The 18,583-nt window shown below is 43.6% G+C and carries 13 protein-coding genes; 8 read left to right on the top strand and 5 right to left on the bottom strand.

The genetic code is table 11. From position 1 onward, the window contains the following. Window positions 1–293: 293 nt before the first annotated feature. The 5 genes from MMB75_RS22615 to MMB75_RS22595 all read left to right on the top strand — a co-directional run bounded on the left by MMB75_RS22615 (window position 294) and on the right by MMB75_RS22595 (window position 9,345). On the top strand, window positions 294–563 hold the full coding sequence (locus MMB75_RS22615) for a CD3324 family protein (protein ID WP_031463493.1): 270 nt from the start codon (window positions 294–296) through the stop codon (window positions 561–563). 397 nt (window positions 564–960) lie between these two features. After that, window positions 961–1,965, top strand: coding sequence for an alpha/beta hydrolase (locus tag MMB75_RS22610; protein WP_117289874.1), 1,005 nt, complete (start codon window positions 961–963; stop codon window positions 1,963–1,965). A 202-nt stretch (window positions 1,966–2,167) separates the two neighbouring features. Next, the gene (locus MMB75_RS22605) at window positions 2,168–4,243 is read left to right on the top strand and encodes a thioredoxin domain-containing protein (protein WP_277510984.1); all 2,076 of its coding nucleotides are present in this window, start codon (window positions 2,168–2,170) and stop codon (window positions 4,241–4,243) included. A 388-nt stretch (window positions 4,244–4,631) separates the two neighbouring features. Beyond that, entirely contained in the window at window positions 4,632–6,632 is a 2,001-nt protein-coding gene (locus tag MMB75_RS22600) for a methyl-accepting chemotaxis protein (protein ID WP_117289872.1), read from the top strand. Between the two features lie 148 nt (window positions 6,633–6,780). Beyond that, complete coding sequence (locus MMB75_RS22595) at window positions 6,781–9,345, top strand: hybrid sensor histidine kinase/response regulator (protein WP_277510979.1); 2,565 nt, start codon at window positions 6,781–6,783, stop codon at window positions 9,343–9,345. Window positions 9,346–9,350: 5 nt separating this feature from the next. Here MMB75_RS22595 and MMB75_RS22590 read toward each other — a convergent pair whose 3' ends face one another. Continuing rightward, a complete protein-coding gene (locus MMB75_RS22590; RefSeq protein ID WP_277510976.1) occupies window positions 9,351–10,043 on the bottom strand; it encodes a response regulator transcription factor in 693 nt (230 codons plus the stop codon). Between the two features lie 548 nt (window positions 10,044–10,591). On the opposite strand from MMB75_RS22590, the gene ectB reads away from it, so the two are divergent. Then, on the top strand, window positions 10,592–11,854 hold the full coding sequence (ectB, locus tag MMB75_RS22585) for a diaminobutyrate--2-oxoglutarate transaminase (protein WP_017428553.1): 1,263 nt from the start codon (window positions 10,592–10,594) through the stop codon (window positions 11,852–11,854). A gap of 93 nt (window positions 11,855–11,947) precedes the next feature. Here the strand turns inward: ectB and MMB75_RS22580 are convergent, their stop codons facing one another. From MMB75_RS22580 to MMB75_RS22570, 3 genes are all read right to left on the bottom strand, one after another. Further along, window positions 11,948–12,466, bottom strand: coding sequence for an NAD(P)H-dependent oxidoreductase (locus tag MMB75_RS22580; RefSeq protein ID WP_017428554.1), 519 nt, complete (start codon window positions 12,464–12,466; stop codon window positions 11,948–11,950). A 168-nt stretch (window positions 12,467–12,634) separates the two neighbouring features. After that, window positions 12,635–13,759, bottom strand: coding sequence for a GGDEF domain-containing protein (locus MMB75_RS22575; RefSeq protein ID WP_242210904.1), 1,125 nt, complete (start codon window positions 13,757–13,759; stop codon window positions 12,635–12,637). 95 nt (window positions 13,760–13,854) lie between these two features. Continuing rightward, window positions 13,855–16,290 (bottom strand): glycoside hydrolase family 94 protein, encoded by a 2,436-nt coding sequence (locus tag MMB75_RS22570; protein WP_277510973.1) that lies wholly within the window; start codon window positions 16,288–16,290, stop codon window positions 13,855–13,857. Between the two features lie 224 nt (window positions 16,291–16,514). Here MMB75_RS22570 and MMB75_RS22565 point away from each other — a divergent pair, with 224 nt between their 5' ends. Continuing rightward, on the top strand, window positions 16,515–17,249 hold the full coding sequence (locus tag MMB75_RS22565; protein WP_277510972.1) for a thioesterase II family protein: 735 nt from the start codon (window positions 16,515–16,517) through the stop codon (window positions 17,247–17,249). 16 nt (window positions 17,250–17,265) lie between these two features. Further along, window positions 17,266–18,111, top strand: coding sequence for a sugar phosphate isomerase/epimerase family protein (locus tag MMB75_RS22560; RefSeq protein ID WP_044786508.1), 846 nt, complete (start codon window positions 17,266–17,268; stop codon window positions 18,109–18,111). A gap of 93 nt (window positions 18,112–18,204) precedes the next feature. On the opposite strand, the gene MMB75_RS22555 is transcribed toward MMB75_RS22560, so the two are convergent. After that, complete coding sequence (locus tag MMB75_RS22555; RefSeq protein WP_017428559.1) at window positions 18,205–18,573, bottom strand: DUF423 domain-containing protein; 369 nt, start codon at window positions 18,571–18,573, stop codon at window positions 18,205–18,207. Window positions 18,574–18,583 lie beyond the last annotated feature (10 nt).

The following is an 18,583-nucleotide window of genomic DNA, read 5'->3' as shown; positions in this document are numbered from 1 at the left end:
AACATCGGCTTACGAATAACAAGAGTCGAGCAAAAAAAGCGTCCCGACAGCACCTCGTAAATGGATGAAGATCAGGTGAGCAGAGTTATGCTATACTTGCGAAGTAAAAGGGGGTGCCTACTGATGGAGAATCTATTGGGATTGTCTGTGACTTCTTACACTCATGCAAAGCCAATTATTGAGAAAGCGTTACTTTGTATGGGGCGAAACAATTTTTTAACGCTGAACAAGCTTTTTTAATATTTTTGGCTTTGCACCTTATTTTAAAGAATCAAAATAAGGAGCGAGCAAAATTGAGATATACGAATGCTACAAAAGTTTTACCTCAAAAACTAATTACGGAAATTCAAAAATATGTTCAAGGAGAGACTCTGTATATTCCTAAGCCAAAAACGGAATATATGGATTGGGGCAGTTTGAGTGGCGGGAGAAGGTTGCTTGAACAGCGAAATGCCGCGATCAGAAATGCTTTTCAAAATCGTAGCAGTATTGAGCAATTAGCTAAGGAGTTTTTTCTCTCTACCGAAACCATTAAAAAAATTGTGTATTCACATAAAAAGTAGGGGGATACGCCAGCGAATATCGATCGATACCCCATGAAGTGGACATAAAACACCTATTTGCAAAGTGGCGTGGTGCTATACTCGCGTCAATAAATTTAGTTTTGGCTCATAAAATGGTGAGCTTAGGGCGTGACTGGATGATCGCGGTGAAAAACCAATCCGGTCACGTTTTTTTGTTTGGCAAAAGATTGGATTGCACCTCATTTTTTCATTATTGTTTTTATGTCAAAAATGATTCTAACTCGTTGTTTTCATTTATAAAGCTTATTTTAATCTTTAAAATATGAATATAAACGACAGCAACAACGGATTTGGAACGGTTCCGATTCTGAATAAATGAAGGGAAACATGTGTTGATTCATTGTCATTGAAAAAAGAAAGTGGGGAAACGACTACCATGGGGGAGCAAAAAAGTAGAAGTAGACATCTGATTGATCCAGAAATTATCAGTGCAGTTGATTTAATACCAACAACCGATCTTACCAAATCTACACTAATGGAATCACGTAAAAACCAATCTCAAATGATGCAACCATTAGATGTAACGCAGATGTTCCCTGTTACATTGGAAAAAAAGGTTGTGCCAAGTTATTTTAGTGGTCCAGATATTCAAATAGAAATCATTAAGCCCAAACAATCAAAGCATAATAAGTTGCCTCTATATTATTCTATACACGGAGGCGGAATGGTCTTAGGAAGTCCAGTCGTGGATCGTCCTGCTAATGCAGCTCTTGCTGCAGAACATGGTTTCTGTTGTGTATCTGTGTACTATCGCCTAGCGCCAGAGCATGTACAGCCAAGTCAGTTACAGGATTGTTATTCGGGCCTAAAATGGTGTATTGAACATGCGGAAGAGTTAGAGATAGATACTCAGAAAGTTGCCGTCGGGGGCAGTAGCGCTGGTGGTGGTTTGGCGGCTGGCTTAGCTTTGTACATTCGCGATCAGAAGGAATTCGAAATCCATCATCTAAGATTAATGAGGCCAATGCTAGATGACCGCACAAGTATCGCACCGGAGCATCCATACGCAGGAGAGTTTATTTGGACAAAACAAAGTAATTATTTTGGCTGGAAATCTGTATTGGGGATTGAACCGGGTTCTGAGGAGGTAAGTGAGTATTATGTGCCAGCCCGTGCAAAGTCATTGGCCGGGTTACCACCGACTTATATAAATATAGGTACCGTTGATTTATTTATTGATGAAGCCTTATCTTTTGCTAAACAACTGGTCTTTGATGGTGTCTTAGTGGAATTACATGTTTATCCCGGATACCATCATATGTCTCCCGCTTTTCCAGATGCGCATTTTTCAAAAGAAGGGACCAGAACAAGTGAACACGCCTTACTGAAAGCTCTGAACATATTTGATATAAACGCTAATGAGTATAATGCTAAAGGCTAATAAGGTACGATTGCAGTAAACAAAGCACTGTTGGAGAATATCCGACGGTGCTTTTTCATACCTACTTATGATCTGAATAAATAATTTATTGATAGATTCGGTTGAGAGTCATTATCTTTTTTCTGTTCTTCCGACTTTTACCACCCATTTAGGGTAAAATAATACCAAGCATAAAATCCAACTACGGAAGTGGTGATGCCCCATGTCAACGAGCAGCAAACCGAATAGATTAGCCAAAGAAAATTCACCGTACCTATTACAACATGCTTACAATCCGGTAAACTGGTTCCCTTGGTCAGATGAAGCTTTTGAAATTGCTAAGCGTGATAACAAGCCTATTTTCTTGTCGATTGGCTATTCAACTTGTCATTGGTGCCATGTAATGGAGAGAGAATCTTTCGAGGATGAAGAGGTAGCTGAGGTATTAAACCGGGATTACGTATCCATTAAAGTGGATCGAGAGGAACGTCCGGATGTGGATCATATCTATATGTCTATCTGTGAGACGATGACGGGGCATGGGGGCTGGCCGCTGACGATTTTGATGACGCCGGATCAGAAGCCTTTTTTTGCGGGTACGTATTTGCCCAAGGAGCAGAAGTTTGGGCGTGTCGGACTTTTGGAGTTGCTGAGTAAGGTGGGAATCCGCTGGAAAGAACAGCCGGATGAGCTGATGGAGCTGAGTGAGCAGGTACTTACCGAGCATGAACGACAGGACTTGCTTGCAGGTTATCGCGGTGAACTGGATGAGCAGTGCTTGAATAAAGCTTTCCATGAATACAGCCACACCTTCGATCATGAATATGGTGGCTTCGGAGAAGCGCCGAAGTTTCCCTCTCCACATAACTTGTCTTTTCTGCTGCGATATGCACAACATACGGGGAATCAACAGGCATTGGAAATGGTAGAGAAGACGCTGGATGCGATGTCACGGGGCGGAATCTACGACCATGTAGGCATGGGATTCTCAAGGTACTCAGTGGACGAGAAATGGTTGGTGCCGCATTTTGAAAAAATGCTGTATGACAATGCTTTGTTGGCCATCACGTATACAGAGGCTTGGCAGGTGACAGGCAAGAGACTGTATCGACAAATCACTGAACAAATTTTTACATATATCGCAAGAGACATGACGGATGTAGGTGGTGCCTTTTATTCGGCAGAGGACGCGGATTCTGAAGGAGAAGAGGGTAGATTTTACGTCTGGAGCGACTCCGAGATAAAGTCTGTACTGGGCGATGAGGATGCCGCTTTTTTCAACGATTTGTACGGAATCACACCTTACGGTAATTTTGAAGGCCACAATATTCCAAACCTGATTGATATCAATCTGGAAGCCTATGCGAACAAGCATGACTTGACCGAGCCAGAGCTGGAGCAGCGGGTCAGTGAGCTACGGGCCAAGCTGTTTACTGCTAGGGAGCAGCGGGTTCATCCTCAAAAGGATGACAAGATTTTGACCTCGTGGAACGGGTTGATGATTGCTGCTTTGGCCAAGGCGGGGCAAGCTTTTGGAGATACCAGATATACTGAGCAAGCTCGAAAGGCAGAGACGTTCTTGTGGAACCATTTGAGACGGGGGGATGGACGCCTATTGGCACGGTATCGGGACGGTCAGGCAGCTTACCCCGGCTATGTAGATGATTATGCTTTTTATGTGTGGGGCTTGATCGAGTTGTACCAGACGACCTTTGATGTGCAATATCTACGGCGGGCACTGACGCTTAATCAGAATATGATTGATCTGTTTTGGGATGAAGAACGGGACGGATTATTCTTTACCGGATCAGATAGCGAACAATTGATATCCAGACCCAAAGAAATTTATGATGGTGCGATTCCGTCGGGTAACAGCATTGCGGCCCATAATTTTGTGCGGCTTGCGCGGCTAACGGGGGAAACTCGATTGGAAGACTATGCAGCCAAGCAGTTTAAGGCTTTTGGCGGGATGGTTGCTCATTACCCCTCAGGCTACTCAGCGCTGCTCAGCGCGTTGTTGTATGCGACGGGAAAGACGAGAGAGATTGTCATTGTGGGTCAAAGGGATGATCCGCAGACTGCCCAGTTCGTTCAGGTGGTTCAAGCTGGTTTTAGGCCGGATATGGTTGTTATTTTTAAGGATAAAGGACAGCCGGAGATTGCAGAATTAGCTCCTTATATCCATGATTACGATCTTGTGAATGGCAAACCAGCCGTATATGTGTGTGAGCATTTTGCTTGTCAGGCACCGGTCACCCATATCGACGATTTTAAGGCTTTGCTGGATAGAATGGAATAAAGCGTATTTAATCCCCTTGCGGGTGTAGCATATGGTGATTTCGATAAATGACCTTATGTGTGCCACCTTCAAGGGGATTATTTTATGTAAAGAGGTAGGTATAGTGTGGGGAAACTAACATTTTCTTAACATCTACATTGCATTTTTTTTAATAATTTTTAGGTATATTATATCAAAGAACCGGTTCCGTTCAGCCTTGTGGAGCTCAAAAATAAGTACATATACCTATTCAACTAGCGTGTTTATATCTTTTTATATCGAAGCATTTCAGCAAGAGATGTGAAAAAACGTGAAAAAGAATCTGTCAGGTGACCTGTCATCATCGACAAGATTTAAGCAGTTCACCATAGGTTACAAAATTCTGGCGATGAAATGGAGATGCTTAGTAATGAAGAAGTTTTCAGAAAAAAAACGGAAGGTGTCGAGGATGCTCAGTAAAAATTTCAAAACAAAGCTAATGGTGGCCTTTATTGCATTTTTGATCATACCATCCATGATCGTGGGTGCTCTGTCGTTTGTGAGCGCTAGTCAGCAGATTCGAAACCAGATTGAAGAGAGCGCCGAGCAGGCTATAATTCGTACAAATTTTATCATTGATAGTGCCATTGAGCCCAAGATACATGATGCAGAATATTTTGCAGAAAGACTAAAAGGCAATCGGATCGAGACGGAGGAACAAGCAGCTAAACTGGAAGAGTTGTTTAAGCAATATGCTGCACTTCACCCAGAAGCAGAATCTATCTATTATGGTACGAAAGACGCTAAAATTACAACCTATCCACAAAAGCAATTACCCGATAATTATGATCCACGTATCAGACCTTGGTATGATGAAGCGATAAAGGGACCAACAAAGACAGCGATTAGTTCACCTTATCTTTCGGCAGATTCAAAGCAGATGACGGTTACGGTGTCGAGAGCAACGACAGATGGATCGGGTGTTATTGGCATTGATCTGAAAATTAGTGGTATTAAAGATACATTGAACAATATTAAAGTAGGCCATGAGGGTTATGCCATATTGCTGGATAGCAACCATACTTACATTGTTCATCCAACGAAGACAGCAGGCACCAAAATTACAGATATTGAATCACGCATGTTTCAAAGCGATACTGGTGAATACGAATATGAATATGAAGGTCAGCTCAAATATATGAACTATGCGACCAATAAGCTGACAGGCTGGAAGATAGGCGGAACGCTTTATTTATCTGAAGTCGATGAAGCAGCTCAGCCGATTTTGATCAGCACTTTGCTTACCATTGTTGGTTGTCTTGTGATTGGTGCTATCATTGTTTATTTCCTGATCCGTTCCATCATTAAACCGATTTTAAAACTTAAAGAACAGGCGGAAAATGTGAGTGCCGGGGATCTGACACAGGACATTCAAGTCATGAGCAAAGACGAAATTGGACTATTAGGAGTAGCTTTTCAGAATATGCAGAACAACTTGCGATCTGTTATTCAGAATGTAGGAAACAGTGCAGATCACGTCGCTCTTTCTTCGAATGAGCTGACGATAAGCGCGGAACAAACCAGCGCTGCAAGTGAGCAGGTGTCCCAAGCCGTGCAAGAAATTGCTAGCGGTGCGGAGAAGCAGACTATGGGGCTGGAAAATAACTCGGTGGCACTGGATGAAATAGCACGTGGAATCACTCGAATCGCTGAACGCTCGACTTCAGTAGCGGATCTGGCCAGACAATCTGCCTTGCAAGCTGAGGAAGGACGAAAATCTGTAGAGCAGACAGGCGAGCAGATGAATTCCATTCACGAGTCAGTAGAGCGTTCCAACCGGATGATTCAAACCTTGCAAGCCCGCTCTCATGAAATTGGAGAAATTACGAAGGTCATTGGCGATATCTCCAATCAGACGAACCTGTTGGCGTTGAATGCAGCTATTGAGGCAGCCAGAGCAGGTGATCATGGTAAAGGCTTTGCCATCGTCGCGGATGAGGTGCGTAAGCTGGCAGAACAGTCTCAGAGTTCTGCCACCCAGATTGCCAACTTGATTGGCGAAATTCAACATGAAACCGAAACTACGGTGGAGACGATGGATAGGGTTACGACTGAGGTGAAGGACGGGCTACAGATTTCCAAAGCGACCATTGTGAAGCTGAATCATGCGATGGAAGGCATTCGAGAGACCACTCCTCAGGTAGAGGAGGTTGCTTCGATAGCCCAGCAAATCTCAGCCAGTGTACAAGAGATTGCAGCGACAGCCAATGAGCTGGCGACGATTGCAACCGGTAATGCCGCTACATCTGAAGAAGTGGCCGCCTCCTCAGAAGAGCAATTGGCTTCCATGGAGGAAATTTCAGCCTCTGCTCAATTGCTTTCCAATATGGCTGCTGATTTGAAGGTGATGATCAGTCGTTTCAAATATTAAAACGAGCTTGAACCTTATGGAATCTATAGTACAATGAATGCTCGGGACAGTTCTTTAAGCCTAATGGCATAAGGAATCTGTCCTGAGTTTTTTATATTTCCGATACAGCTTCTCGCAACGTATGGGAGATTACAAGGAGGACGAACACTTGGTTCGAGATTTGTTGCTATATACGATCGTGATATTATTATTAGTTTTGATTTTTCAGCGTCAGCTCATTCGTCAGGCGTTCACGGGCGTCTTATACGGGCTGGCAGGAGTTCTGTTCTTATATTTTGGCATAAGTGATGGAACACTGCTGACCTGCGGGTTGGAAATAGGGGTTGGTCTATTGTTCATTACTCTGTTTGGGCAGGCACTAATCCCCGCCAGGTATACAAATGGACAGCGTTCGATTGACAAAAATCATGATCTGCTAACTTTACTTCGAGTTCAACCTGGCTTTACCTTCAGGTTGGAGAAAAGGGGGGATGAATTTTATTATATGCTGCTTGATGGTGAATTGCTGGAGCGCATGGGTCTGAATCTGCAAGTCAATTTCAATAAATGGGAGCATGTGAAGCGTATCGGGGATATTTTGGAGCTTTCCTTTGAAACACTGGAGCAGCTTACCGAATACTACAAACAGGCTTGGTTCGGTGATCGGACCGTATTTGAATTGGAGTTTTGGGAATATTCAGCTTTAATTACCTTGCATCCTGTCAGGGACGAGGGGCTCACCAGATATGTCATCGGTCATGTATTGGATATTACGGAGTATAAAGCTTCCGAGCAGAAAAGAAAGGAGATGAGTGAATCTAACCATGCAAAAAGTATTTTTCTAGCTCATATGAGCCACGAAATTCGAACGCCGCTGAATGGCATCATTGGCCTCTCAAAGCTGTTGAGTAAGACTCAACTGACTGACGTTCAACATGATTACCTCCATAAGCTGCTCGCCTCCTCGCGTACTCTTTTGTCCATGCTCAATAATGTCTTGGATTTTTCTAAAATGGAGGCCCGTAGGGTAGAACTGGAAAAGGCGGAATTTGAGCTGGAAAACATGCTTCGGCATCTCGCAGATACCGTTGGGATTTTGCTGGAACATAAAAAAGTAGAGATCGTTTTCATAGTGGACCCGAAATTACCTAAAAGGTTCAAGGGAGATCCGCTTCGAATGGAACAGGTGCTTTTAAATCTTCTGACCAACGCCATTAAGTTCACGGACCAGGGACATGTATTGTTACAGGTAAAAATGGTAGGCCAGCAGGACGGACGAGTGAGTGTCTCTTTTATGGTAGAAGATACGGGCATAGGCATTTCTAAGACGGGAATGGACAAGCTATTCGTCCCTTTTACACAAGTGAGTACATCAACCCACAGATATGGGGGTTCCGGGCTGGGTTTGGCTATTAGCAAGCAATTGGCTGAAGCTATGGGCGGTAGCGTAGAAGTGAAAAGCCGTTTAGGAGAGTACAGTCAATTTTACTTTAATGTGGAACTTGAAATAGGGGATTTTAATGCGAGAAGCACACAGCTGGAAAAACCAGTAAACGGCAAAGCCTTAATCATTGCACAGCATGAACTGGTGGGCCACAGCCTGAACGAACTACTGCAAGATTTGGGGCTACAAACACTCACCGTTTCATCCTTACAGGAATATTCAGACGCTTTTCAAAAGGGTGAACATTTTGATTTGGTTATGATTGATATGGGGATGGAAGACTTTAGAGAGCTTGAATCACGCAGGCATTGGCTTCATATACTGGATAAGCAAATGACTCAGGTCATTGGGCTTACAACCGTGTTCCAGTTGGAAGAAGTAGCCGCTGAAGCTACAGAGCAGGGGGTAGATGCCTTTTTGTCTAAGCCAGTAACCCGGAGCGCTCTTCTGGAGGTGCTCCGCTTGAGACCTGAGCAGGAAAAGCCAGTGTCTGTAGATAATCATAGTCTGGAAGCTGTTGCAACAATGGACCTCCAATATGAAGTTGGGGTCTCAACACAAAAATATCAAATCCTCATAGCAGAGGATAACGAGATTAGCCAAGTTGTGATCACTGAGTTTTTGGCAGAGCGTGGTTTTGAGGTAACGATAGTCACAAATGGAAGAGAAGTTATAGAATTACTGGAGCGGTGCTCATGGGATATGGTGCTGCTTGATCTGCATATGCCGGAAATGGATGGTTTTGAGACGGCCAGACATATTCGAAGAAACAGAGCTTTTAACAGACTCCCTATTATCGCTTTTACCGCGGATGCTGTGCAGCCTGAGCAGGAGGTTTGTCTACGTGCAGGCATTAATGATGTGCTGCTCAAGCCTGTACATGAATTAACCGCAACAAGAATGTTAAATAGCTGGATTCATTTAGCTTGGCTGCAAGAATTACATGGTATTCACGCGGAGAAAGCGATAGCCGGTATGGATGGCAAGGTGTATATTTTTCAATTTGCCCTACATAAATGGATACAGGAATACCAGTATCTTGATAGAAGAGTTGTGAGAAAAATGGACAATGGTCAGTTATCTTCTGCTCTTCGATTAATTCACTCGCTGAAGGGAGGAACGGGGAATCTGTGCGCGACTGAGCTGCTGGCAAAGGTGATAAAGCTGGAGAAAGCATTGAAGCGCAGCAATGAAACCTCAGGGGGAGAGCTGTATCCAGACTGGAGAGAGCAACTGAGTAGGGTTCAAAAGGAGATTAATCAAATTAAATCATCCATTCCCTGGATCTAGCTGCGTTATTGCATAAATTTGTAACCGATTCCCCAAATGGTCTTAATCAATTGCGGTTTCTTGGGGTCTTTTTCGATCTTTCTACGTAAATGGTTAATATGTACGTCCACTGCCCTCTCATTAATAAAGGAGTCTGTGCCACGGAGAGCCTGAATCAAGGCATATCTACTAAATACAATTCCTCGGTTCATATAAAAAAGTTTCATTAGCTCAAATTCCGAATAGGTCATCTCTACCATCTGACCATTAACGGTAACCATTCTTCTCGCCAGATCCAAAGTAATGCCTGTTTCAGGTTCAGCTACAGGTGAAATGCCTCTTCCTTGCGAGCGTGTGATTTTGATCCGACGGAAAAGAGCTTCGATCCGTGCTTTGAGCTCTTGCATACTAAAAGGCTTGCAAATATAATCATCTGCTCCCAACGTAAGTGTACGAATGCGCTCTGAAATGTCGTTTTCTGTAGAAATCACGATGATTGGTACGTCCGTATGCTTGCGTATCAGTGGGCAGGGATTCACGCCATCCAAATCTGGAAGCAACAGATCTAGTAAAATAATATCGGGCTGTACCCTATCGAGTCGGGCAATACCCTCAGTCGCTTGTTCCACTCGTGTAACGTGGTAGCCTTCCCCTGTTAAATATAAGGAGAGAGTGTCACCCAGCATATTATCATCTTCAATAATCAAAACATTAGACATGATGTGTTTCCTTATCTATTTTTAAATTTAGCAAGTTCTTTTGATAGAGTAAACTCCTTTGGTCAGTCTGTCAAAAGCTCAGCTTTATTATGGAAATCCAGTCTCCGGACGATCTAGATATATATCTATTTGATATGAAAATGTACTATTTTTGAGATTTATTACTATATTACGTCATATTTCATATTTATTTAACAATATACTGCAAGGAAATGTCCTAAAATTACAATAAATTAACAAAAGATCTCAGAAACATGCATTGACTTTAATGAAAATTATGGTATTTTATTACATAGGAGTTGACATCCTCTGACAGACCTCTTAGAAAACCCCACTATTTAATCTTCTATTCATCTTACTCTCAATGTGCATCTCTGTTGTATTCTTTTGTACTCTATATGTTCTTGTGATCGTACTCAAGATTTTATGGTGTGGATATCCCATTGTGAATTCAGACTGTCTACTCATTTTAGATTACATATTTACACTTTTTTTGCTTTCCATGCTTGTATTTTTCAAAAATCAGGTCAGCGGGAGGACGAATATTTATGAACACATTCGAAACACTGGAGTCCAATGTAAGGTCTTATTGCAGGAGTTTTCCAGTTGTTTTCAACAAAGCGAAAAACGATGTTTTGTACACGGAGGCAGGAGAGGGATATATTGACTTTTTCGCCGGTGCAGGGGCTTTAAATTATGGGCACAATAATGACTTTATGAAAAACCGGTTACTAGATTATTTAACCTCCGATCGGATCATGCATGGTCTGGATATGTACACCACGGCCAAGCAAGAGTTTATAGAGTCTTTTTCCGAGCGTATTCTCCGGCCTAAGGGCTTGAATTATAAGCTTCAATTTTGCGGACCGACGGGAACCAATGCGGTGGAAGCAGCACTGAAACTTGCGCGTAAGGTAAAAAAAAGAAATGGTGTTTTTGCTTTTATGGGCGCGTTCCACGGTATGTCGCTCGGTAGCTTATCGATTACCAGCAATAACTCCATGCGAGAGAGCGCAGGAGTCCCACTGAATAATGTTACCTTTATACCTTATAACAGCACATTTAACGGAATGGATACCATTTTGTACATGGAACAGCTTTTAACAGACACTCATTCCGGTGTGGAGAAGCCTGCTGCGATTATTTTGGAAACGATACAGGCTGAAGGCGGTATTAATATTGCAGATAACGAATGGTTGCGTGATTTGCGACAGCTTTGCGATGATCATGATATCTTGCTCATTGCTGACGATATTCAGGTCGGTTGCGGCCGAGTTGGTTCGTTCTTCTCGTTTGAGCGAGCAGGCATTGTGCCTGATATGGTTGTCTTGTCCAAGTCGATCAGTGGATACGGTCTGCCAATGTCCTTGTTGCTGCTTAAGCCAGAACTGGATATTTGGAGTCCTGGTGAACATAACGGCACCTTCCGTGGAAATCAGCTAGCGTTTGTCGGAGCAAAGGCAGCGCTGGAGTTCAGAGACACGGTTGGGTTGGAAGCCCAAGTGAAGGAAAAAGAAGCTTTTGTTCAGCAGTTCTTGCGTGAACATATCCAAACAATGGATCCACTTATTGAAATTCGCGGCTTGGGACTGATCTGGGGAATTGATGTGACCCATCTGGGAGAAGCTTTCGCCAAGGAGGTTGCAACTCTCTGCTTTAGTAAGGGGCTTATTATTGAGCGAGCTGGGCGTAACGATACGGTACTTAAAATTATGCCAGCGTTAACGATAAGTATGGAGAACTTGAGCAAGGGCTGCAATATTATTAAAGAAAGCATGGCTCAGGTAACGAGTAACTTGGTTACGCTGTAAATGTAATTCTATCAGCAAAGCCCCTTGGTTGGAGCCAACGTCTGCTGTAGGGCAAGCAGGTGTGGGCACCTTCCAAGGGGTATTTTGTGTAAATTAAGAAATAACCGCCTGCACGTATTTTTGTGCAGATTGCTCCAACTGCTCATCTGTCAAAACTCCGGCACCATACTGCACGAAATAAGGGAGCAATTTGACACCAATCAGAAGGCCTGTAGCTTCAAAAGGTCTCAACAGCTCTTCGATCGTATATCTGTTTCTTCCGTCATGTTGATAGTTTTCCTCCACGCTGGCAGCAGACAAGGCGATCAACAACTCTTTGCCCTGTAGCTTGTCACCTTCGCTTCCATAAGCCCAGCCGTAGGTTAAAACCTTATCCAGCCATTTTTTCAGCAGGGGAGGACTGCTATACCAGTAAAAAGGGAATTGCAGAACGATACGATCATGCTGCTCTAGCAGTTTTTGCTCATGGGCAACGTTGATTTGCTCATCCGGATATACTTCATACAGGTTGTGAACGGTCACACTGGATTGCTTCTTGAGTTCTTGCATCCATCTTTTGTTAACGCGAGACTCTGCAAGATCAGGGTGAACAACAATAACGAGTGTTGACATGTAAAACCATCTCCTTAAAGCTTATTTTTCGTAAGTAAATAACCATTCCGCGTGTAACCATTTTAGTTTGCAATCCATAAAATTGTCAACTCTTCTCAATTTTAAGTTTCTACATACAAAAAAACTCCGACAACTATATGCCGGAGTTGCATTAAATGCATTTTTACATTAAGCGATATGGTTAAGAGCAACAATTTTATTTTTACCGGAGCGCTTGGCTTGATACAAATAGTCGTCTGTCTCCTGGAAAAATACATCTTTGTCTTTGTTCATATCCTCGGTATAGCTTTTTAATCCAATGCTTACGGTTACAGAAACGATTTGCATTTTCTCCTGAAAGGTCATTTTCTCCACTTCACGCCGAATGTTCTCTACAATCTGATAAGCTTCCTCAAAAGTATGCTCGAACATCAAAATAGCAAACTCCTCACCGCCATAGCGGGCCGGAATGTCATTTGCTGTAATCTGCTCTGTAATAATTTGCGAGATGCCTTCCAAAATTTTATCTCCAAACTGATGCCCGTAAGTGTCATTGATCTTCTTGAAATTATCAATATCCACTAACGCCAGATGGATGATCGCGCCTTGTTCGGCATATTCCAGTGCTTTTTCATAAAAGTTTTGGAAAGACAAATGATTGTATAGCTTCGTTAAACCATCAGTCATGGACATTTTACTAATAATCGCGTTACTGATCATTAATTCCTGCTGAGCACGCTTTGTTTTGTATAAATCCACTAACAAATCGCGGCCGCTGGCCTGAATAATGAGGGCAATAAAGGTGGACATAATCAAAAATGTCGGAATCGCCACGATATCAAAGTCTGACAAATAGCTGCGGAATGATCCATCTATTGCTAGCAATAGAAAGAAGACGATCACTTGCAATACAAAAGAAAGCCATATTAAGCGACGATTGAAGAACAAGATTGAAGAGAAAATAGGCAACAAGCACAACGCTGGAATAATCCGAATGTCATAGTTAAGGCGAATAATCATCCAACAAATGACGGTGCTTGCCATAAACAGAATCGCAAAAGAATACCTGTTAAATTTAAAATGTGCCAGTTCTGCAAGTAAGTTGGATCCACTCATGATTAGTGTGGGAACAATAAGGACCCCAACGTAAAATTCATAAGGCGAAGCGGGATAATCAAGGAATAAGTAGCTGCCCAGCTGGACAATAAAATGTACGGTTATAATCATCCAGTAAAGTAATAACATTTTGCGCACCCAGCGGGCTTGCTTTGTTCTGTAATCCATGGTTTGAGTTAGCCGTTTTGTCTTGTTCATGATGTCACCACACTTAATGTATCTATAGCCATTCTCGTATTATAAGATACTATGTGGTGAAGTTGAAGCTAATTTTTTTGAAGGGCACGAACTCGTTAGCCCAGTAACACTTTTACCTGGTGAATAGTTCCATCTCCTGCAACCGGCAGAATATTATTCGTTAGAACAGTGCCATCTACGGTAACTGTAGCTACACCTTTGGAGACGTGCTGTGGATTCGTGATATGAATCACATAGGTGTCGCCTCGGAAGACACGGGTGACTGTGAATTCTCCCCAGGATTTGGGGATGCACGGATCAATACGCAGACCGTCCCATTCCGGCTGAATACCGAGGATGGATTGAGTAATAGCTATAAAATTCCAAGCCGCAGTACCCGTTAGCCAGGAATTTTTGGCTTCACCTTCACGAACCGCATCCTTGCCCGCAATCATTTGAGCATACACATATGGCTCGGTACGATGAATGTCGCTGATATCCTCTAGATAAGCGGGAGCAATTTTGCTATACAGCTCGAAAGCGCGATCACCGCGTCCTATGACAGCTTCTGCCATCATAATCCAGGGGTTATTGTGACAGAAAATACCTGCATTTTCCTTATACCCAGGAGGGTAGGAAGAGATTTCACCCAGATTAATATAGTAGCGGGAATAAGGCGGATGTTGTAGTACAATGCCGTAGGGAGTTTCCAGCCGATCACGTGTAGAGTCGAGAGCTTTATGAGCCAAGCCTTCTTCAACGCCAATTCCTGCCATTACACAGAAGCCTTGAGGCTCTATGAAAATTTGCCCTTCCTCACAATCCTTGCTCCCTATTTTGTTACCATAATGGTCGTACGCCCGCAAGAACCATTCCCCGTCAAACCCATGCTCCAATGTGGCTGTTCGCATACAATCCACATGTGCTTGAGCGGCGACTGCTTCTTCATTCAAACCTCTGCGCTTGCAAAGTTCAATAAAATCCGGCCCAGTGTATACGAATAGTCCTGCGATAAACACAGATTCGGCTATGCGGCCCTCCAAATTCTGTGTCGTCTGATAGGACTCATCTGGTGTAGCGGAAAAACAGTTGAGATTCAGACAGTCGTTCCAGTCAGCCCGGCCAATGAGCGGAAGACCATGCGGACCGAGATTGTCTACAACATGATAAAAAGAACGCTTCAAATGTTCAAACAGCGAAGCGGCACGATCTATATTCCCGTCAAAGGGAACTTGTTCATCCAGTATGCCAAAGTCTCCGGTTTCTTTGATATATGCTGAGGTACCGACAATAAGCCACAGCGGATCGTCGTTAAAGCCACCGCCAACCTCGTGATTTCCTTTTTTGGTTAACGGTTGGTACTGATGATATGCCCCGCCATTTTCAAATTGAGTAGAAGCGATGTCGATAATCCGTTCCCTTGCCCGCTCCGGTATTTGGTGGACGAAGCCGAGCAAGTCTTGATTTGAATCCCGAAAACCCATACCACGTCCAATACCGGATTCAAAATACGAAGCCGAACGTGACATATTGAATGTAACCATACATTGATACGGGTTCCATATGTTCACCATTCGGTTCAGCTTGTCATCGTGACTTTGAAGGGTGTACTTAGACAGCAGATTGTTCCAATAACTTCGCAGCTCACTTAACGCACGGTCCACATCGGTTTCATCCGCAAATTGCGCGATCATAGCATGAGCCTGTTTTTTGTTAATAATACCGGGGGACTCCCATTTTTCTTCCTCTGGGTTTTCCACATATCCGAGTACAAAGTTACAGCTTGTTTCTTCGCCCGGCTCCAGTGTAATCTCAATGCAATGCGATCCGATAGGGGACCAGCCGCTGGCTATCGAGTTAGACGCTTGCCCTGCGGTGATGGTGTGGGGCTGATCCAGTCCGTTGTAGAGACCCAAAAAAGCTTCACGGTCTGTGTCATAGCCCGCCAGCGGACGATTCGCAGAGAAAAAAGCATAATGATTGCGGCGCTCACGGTATTCTGTCTTGTGATAAATGACAGAGTCCTGTATTTCAACTTCGCCTGTGTTCAAGTTACGCTGAAAATTGGTCATATCGTCATAGGCGTTCCACAGGCAGAATTCGACGAATGAAAAGAGTTTGATCTTTTTAGTTTGTAACGATGTGTTCTGAAGCTTGACCTGGTGGACCTCGCCGTCAAAGGATAGGGGCACAAAAGCTAGTTGCGTAGCCCGAATCCCTCTGCGTTCCCCCATAATTGAGGTATATCCAAGTCCATGACGACATTCATACTGCTCCAGGGCCCTTTTAACCGGCATCCAGCCCGGAGTCCAATAATCTCCATCAGCATAAATATAAAAATAGCGACCACCGTTATCGACAGGAATATTGTTGTACCGGTAACGTGTTAAGCGACGTAAGCGAGCATCTCGATAAAATGCATAGCCGCCGCCTGTATTGGAGATGAGTCCAAAAAATCGTTCATTACCTAAATAATTAATCCAGGGATACGGAGTTTGAGGGGTGGTGATGACATATTCTTGGTTGGCATCATCGAAGAAACCATACTTCATGGCGCAGGACTCCTCTCAAATTGGAAAAATAAAAGACCCAACACATGATTATATTCAAACATACAGCAGTTCTTCCTTAAGAAATACATTTCCTGCTTTATGCAAAATGTGCTTGAATTCGTCAACCCTCTTTTTCGAATTTGCAAAATATTTGAAATGGGTAAATATACCTTTTTGTGCTAAAATAAAAAAGTTAGAATTCCGCAACACAGGAGGTTGCAAGAATGGCACCTATCACATTATTTTTCATCCCATATGCAGGCGGATCGGCATCAGTCAGCTTCAAATGGAAAAAGCTGCTGCTTCCACAGATTAAACTTGTCCCTTTGGAATTGGCGGGCAGAGGTATTCGTTCTGGGGAACCGCTTAAGGATAGTATTGAGGAGATGAGCGAGGATCTGCTGCATCAAATCAGCCATGAGTTAGTCCCTGGTGATCCTTATGCCATATACGGTCACAGCATGGGAACGATGATTGCATTCGAGCTGTATTATAAGCTGGTGGCTGGAGGATATGGCCAGCCGGCTCATCTATTTGTTTCGGGTGGACGGGCACCGCATATCCCAAGAAATCTCCCGTGGTTACATGATCTGCCTGCAGATCAATTCAGAACGCATTTGCAGAGGTATGGTCAACTTTCGGAAGCCATTTTTGACAATCAGGAATTGTATGACTATTTTATGCCAGTATTAAGAGCAGATTTCAAAGCAGTCGAGATGTATAAGTATATGAGCAAAGCCACGCCTTTACATTGCCCTATCACCGCCTTGACAGGACTGACTGATAACACGGTGGCCCTACAAGATGCAGAGGCGTGGGCACAGCATACGGATCAGCAATTTCGTGTGTTTACCTTTGAGGGAGGACACTTCTTTATTCATGATGAAGTAGAACGAATTACAGAAATCATCAATGAGTCCTTGGAGCTGAGTACGGCGATTAGTAGAATACAAAAATAAAAAGAGGTGATTTTTAGTGACAGTAGGTGTATTGGCACATTTGTTTGGCAAGTTGCCTTATCGCGAGTTGGCTGCAAAGGTAGGTGAAGCGGGCTTTACTCATGTTCAGCTCGCTCCGTGGAGAGCGATCAGTGATGTCGATTTTAATAAACCTGGCAAGTTCAATCCTGGATTGGCATTGTCTATCGCTGAGGAATTTCGTAAGCACGGAGTATCCATATCAGTGCTCGGGTGCTATTTGCATTTTTTTGTACAGGATGAGGAATTGTTACGTGAAAATGTAGAGCGTTTCAAAGAGCTGATCCGATACGCAAGTCTGTTAGGAGCACCAATGGTTGCAGCTGAAGTCGGACGAAATGAGGATGGGACCCCTTATTCGGAGCGAGACTGGAGAGTTGTAAAAGAAGTTGTGCGAGAATTAGCAGATGAGGCGGAGAAGTGGGGCGTATTTGTAGGATTAGAGGCTGCTAACGATCATTTGGTCGGAACAGCAGCAGAGCTAGCTACCTTTCTGGAGGAAGTACCGTCTTCACACATTGGTGTTGTGATTGATCCGGGTAATTTGCTAAAAACGGAAAACCTGGCGCGACAGGATGAGATCATCCGCGAAGCTTTTCAGCTGCTAGGACCTCGGATTATCGCAGCACATGCCAAAGACCGACGTTTGTCATCATCAGGTGAGATCGAGACCGTACCGCCGGGTTTTGGTGACATGAACTATGCTCTATATATGGAACTGCTGGAGCAGTACAAGCCAGGGGTCCATATTATTATGGAAGCTGCTCAGGAGCATGAAATGGCTCAATCCAAACGCTATATCGAAGGTCATCGGATCGCGGCTCAGAAAGCACAGCAAGTGTAAACGAAATCATAGACGCGTTCATCTTCATCAATAAATCGGCCATGATACAGGAGACTTGGAAGCGCCTACTTTTCCAAGTCTCTGTTTATTTGTTTAGCCTTGTATTACCGCCACAATCACAATGACCCAACTTGCCAAAAAAGCCAGCCCGCCAATCGGGGTGACGGCTCCAAGCTTTTTCACACCAGACACACTAAGAACATACAGACTGCCGGAAAACAGAAGAATGCCCACCAGCATAACCCAACCTGCGGTTACAATAAGAGAAGAATGGGCAAGGTTGCCTGCAAGAACTCCCAGCAGCAACAAACCCAAACCGTGAGCAATTTGATATTGAATTCCTGTCTGGAATATGCTCATCATGTCTGCGGAAAGTCTTTTTTTCAACGCATGCGCCCCGAATGCTCCCAGAGCTACAGCTAAAAACATCACAATACAGCCAAGCAACAGCAACACTTTCATGTTTTAACGC

The organism is Paenibacillus sp. P2(2022), from assembly GCF_029522175.1.
Classification (GTDB): Bacteria; Bacillota; Bacilli; order Paenibacillales; family Paenibacillaceae; genus Paenibacillus; species Paenibacillus polymyxa.
Note: the sequence above shows the minus strand (reverse complement) of the source record. Positions and strands in the feature narration are given on the sequence as shown.